Raw genomic sequence first — 3,680 nt, 5'->3', positions numbered from 1 at the left:
GCACAGCGCTCTTTTTTTATAGGCATAAACTCGCTAACTATGAAATTACCGTGCAAAATTTATTTGAAACTTTTTTTGATTTCCTTGTTGACTTCCTCTGTATATTTTGTATAATTATAAACAATTAATAATAAAAATACATTCGACGACGAAGAAAGTACGTGTGAACAAGATTTCACAGCGAGTCGGGGTTGGTGGAAGCCTGATGATCAGTTCATACGGAAACGCACTTCAGAGAAGTTCGGTGAATCATAGTAGCCTGAACCGGGAGCTCCCGTTACCAGTTTCGAGTTGGTCTAGATTCATAGACAATGAGAGTGGCACCGCGGATATTTAAATAACAGATCCGTCTCTTACCCCCATTGGTAGGAGACGGATTTTTCTATGGACAATATATAAGGAGGCATTTTGTTATGACAAAACCAAAAGTAGTATTAGCGTATTCAGGTGGATTGGACACTTCGATTTCTATTAAATGGATTCAAGAAAAATACGGGTATGATGTGATCGCTCTAGGATTAGATGTCGGGGAAGGGAAAGATTTAGAGACAATTCGCCAGAAAGCTCTTGATGTCGGCGCAATCAAAGCCATCATGGTTAATGCGAAAGAGCTTTTGGCAGAGGAATACTTGATGCCAGCCCTTAAAGCGAACGCATTATATGAAGGGAAATACCCATTATCTTCCGCACTGTCTCGTCCTTTGATTTCAAAATTATTAGTGGAAGTGGCCGAACAGGAAGGAGCCGTTGCAGTCGCTCACGGCTGTACAGGAAAAGGAAACGACCAAGTGCGTTTTGAAGTTTCCATCCAAGCGCTGAACCCGAATCTTGAAGTCATCGCACCTGTACGTGAGTGGGGAATGACACGTGATGAGCAAATCATTTATGCAGAAGAAAAAGGAATTCCGGTTCCTGTCAATCTTGAAAATCCTTTCTCCATCGATGCAAACATCTGGGGGCGTGCTTGTGAAGCTGGCGTGCTTGAAGATCCATGGAAAGTAGCACCAGAGGCAGCTTATGCTTGGACGAATCCAATTGAGAAAACTCCAGATACGCCGGAAGTGATCGATATCGATTTTGTGGAAGGAAAACCAGTAGCATTGAATGGTGAACCTATGGATCTCGTTCCATTGATTGAAAAATTAAATGAGCTTGGTGGGGAGCACGGAGTCGGACGGATCGACCATACTGAGAATCGTCTTGTTGGGATTAAATCAAGAGAGGTTTACGAGAACCCGGCTGCGATGATTTTAATCAATGCTCACAAAGAGCTGGAGTTCCTGACACTGACGCGTGAAGTATCGCAGTACAAAGTGAATGTTGACCAGCAGCTGTCTAAGATTATTTATGACGGTCTATGGTATTCACCGCTTCAGCCAGCACTTTCAGCTTTTATTGAATCTACACAAAATGTCGTAACTGGTACGGTCAAAGTGAAGTTGTTTAAGGGTCATCACAACGTAATTGCGAAGAAATCTCCAGTCAGCCTTTATAATGAAGAGCTATCCACGTACTCCAAAGAAGATGCGTTCGACCACAACGCTGCTGTAGGATTCATCAAGCTTTGGGGATTGCCGACAAAAGTGCATGCCGATGTGCATAAGGGAGAGAAACTCTTAGATAAAGCACCGGTGAGCGCTCATGAGTAAGTTATGGGGCGGACGTTTTACGAAACCAACTAATAAGCTGGTCGAAGAGTACACCTCTTCGATCGGTTTTGATCAAAAGCTGGCTCTCCAGGATATTAAGGGGAGCCTCGCTCATGTCGAGATGCTTGGGCATTGTGGCATTATTTCAAATGAAGAAAAAAATCAGATTACCAAAGGATTGCATACGATCCAGGGTAAGATCGAAAACGACGAAGTAGAGTACTCGGTCGCTGACGAAGATATTCACATGAACATCGAGAAACTTCTGATTGAAGAAATCGGACCTGTCGGGGGCAAGCTCCATACAGGAAGAAGCCGTAATGACCAGGTCGCAACCGATATGCACTTATATATGCGTGAAAAAACAGAAGAACTGATTGAGCTGGTAGGTGCGGTGCAAGAAGCACTCGTCACTCAAGCCGAAGGAAATGTAGAAACGATTCTGCCAGGCTATACGCATTTGCAGCGTGCCCAGCCGATATCGTTCGGGCATCATATGCTCGCTTATTTCTGGATGTTTGAGCGAGATAAGGAACGTCTTCAAGACAGCCTGAAGCGAATTAACTGGTCACCGCTTGGAGCCGCGGCGTTAGCCGGAACCCCTTATGATATCGATCGTCAAATGACGGCAGACATCTTAGGATTTGAAAAAGTCTATCCGAACTCGCTCGATGCGGTGAGTGATCGTGATTTCATTCTCGAATTTTTATCGATTTCTTCTATATTAATCACGCATATCTCGCGTCTATCTGAAGAGCTCATCTTATGGAGCAGTCAGGAATTCAACTTCATAGAGCTAGATGACGAATTTTGTACAGGATCCAGTATTATGCCTCAGAAGAAAAATCCTGATGTCCCTGAATTGCTGCGTGGAAAAACAGGAAGAATTTACGGCAATTTGATGGGTCTCCTGACCTTGTTGAAAGGGTTGCCCCTAGCATATAACAAAGACATGCAAGAGGATAAAGAAGGCATGTTTGACACTGTAGATACTTTAGAAGGAGCGCTTGCTCTGCTCGCTCCTATGCTATCATCAATGGAAGTTAAAGCCGGAGAGATGAAAACGGCGGTCAAAGAAGACTACTCCAACGCAACGGATATCGCTGATTATTTAGCTGTGAAAGGCATGCCTTTCCGCCAGGCGCATGAAGTGATTGGAAAAATCGTGCTTTATGGCATTGAGGAAGGGAAGTACTTGCTTGATTTATCGATGAAAGAATACAAACAGTTCTCGGAGCTGTTTGAAGAGGACATTTATGAAAAGTTGGCCCCTGATCAAGTGGTAGCTGCGAGAAACAGTGAAGGCGGAACGAGCTTCAAACAAGTGGCTCAGCAGCTTGAACTGGCTAAAAATCACCTCTACGAATAGAAAAAAAGGAATGGGTCACAATGATCCATTCCTTTTTTTGATTGTGAAAATCATGGGAGGAGGCAGGTCCGTACGTTTGAGATTCTTAAAAAAGGCTATTATAAAAGTACGACAAAAACTGAGAAGGATGGGATAAAATGGCGAAACATGTTGAAGCTTTTTTCCAAACAGAAAATGATGCGGAAAGTGCAAAAGCATCTCTTCAAAAACTGACTATTGAACATGAAATGGTAGAAGCAATCCCAGAGGATAAGGATTTAACAACGATTGTACCTGTTGGAGGCTCCTCCTCGACAGGTGGAGGTGCCTTCAACTTCACAGAGGTCGTGCAGCCGGCCTTTGACGATGAAGGTGCTTTGTTCGACAAAAGACATTTGACGCATATCCTCCACTTTGAGGTGCAAGAAGAAGAGTATGAACGCGCCTTAGAAATCATAAAAGAACATGAGGGGCATATGGATAAGTCCCATCTATAAAATAGAAACAGATGTCTCTTTCGAAGAGGCATCTGTTTCTATTTGTATAAAGCAATGTCGGAAAAATGGGGGGGATAATTTGCAGATTTATCTTATTCAACAAAATCTCCCTATTCCGTAAGATTCAGTTTCGAGACATTTGTATGAGTTTGGGGCTGCGGGAAAAGGTTCGCTTTCCGTGGGGCG

Annotated in this window: 3 protein-coding genes and 1 other annotated feature; all 3 genes read left to right on the top strand. The window is 43.5% G+C overall.

What is annotated here, in order from left to right; translation table 11 throughout:
- The first annotated feature begins 136 nt into the window (after window positions 1–136).
- Window positions 137–357: a binding site (T-box leader), on the top strand.
- A 56-nt stretch (window positions 358–413) separates the two neighbouring features.
- The gene (locus LD39_RS19400; RefSeq protein ID WP_035552127.1) at window positions 414–1,649 is read left to right on the top strand and encodes an argininosuccinate synthase; all 1,236 of its coding nucleotides are present in this window, start codon (window positions 414–416) and stop codon (window positions 1,647–1,649) included.
- Window positions 1,642–3,018 (top strand): argininosuccinate lyase, encoded by a 1,377-nt coding sequence (argH, locus tag LD39_RS19395; RefSeq protein ID WP_035552124.1) that lies wholly within the window; start codon window positions 1,642–1,644, stop codon window positions 3,016–3,018. The genes LD39_RS19400 and argH overlap by 8 nt, the downstream gene beginning before the upstream one ends.
- Before the next feature lie 137 nt (window positions 3,019–3,155).
- Window positions 3,156–3,494 (top strand): hypothetical protein, encoded by a 339-nt coding sequence (locus LD39_RS19390; RefSeq protein ID WP_035552121.1) that lies wholly within the window; start codon window positions 3,156–3,158, stop codon window positions 3,492–3,494.
- Window positions 3,495–3,680 lie beyond the last annotated feature (186 nt).

Origin of the sequence: Halobacillus sp. BBL2006, from assembly GCF_000786645.1 — a bacterium.
Lineage (GTDB): Bacteria > Bacillota > Bacilli > Bacillales > Halobacillaceae > Halobacillus.
Note: the sequence above shows the minus strand (reverse complement) of the source record. Positions and strands in the feature narration are given on the sequence as shown.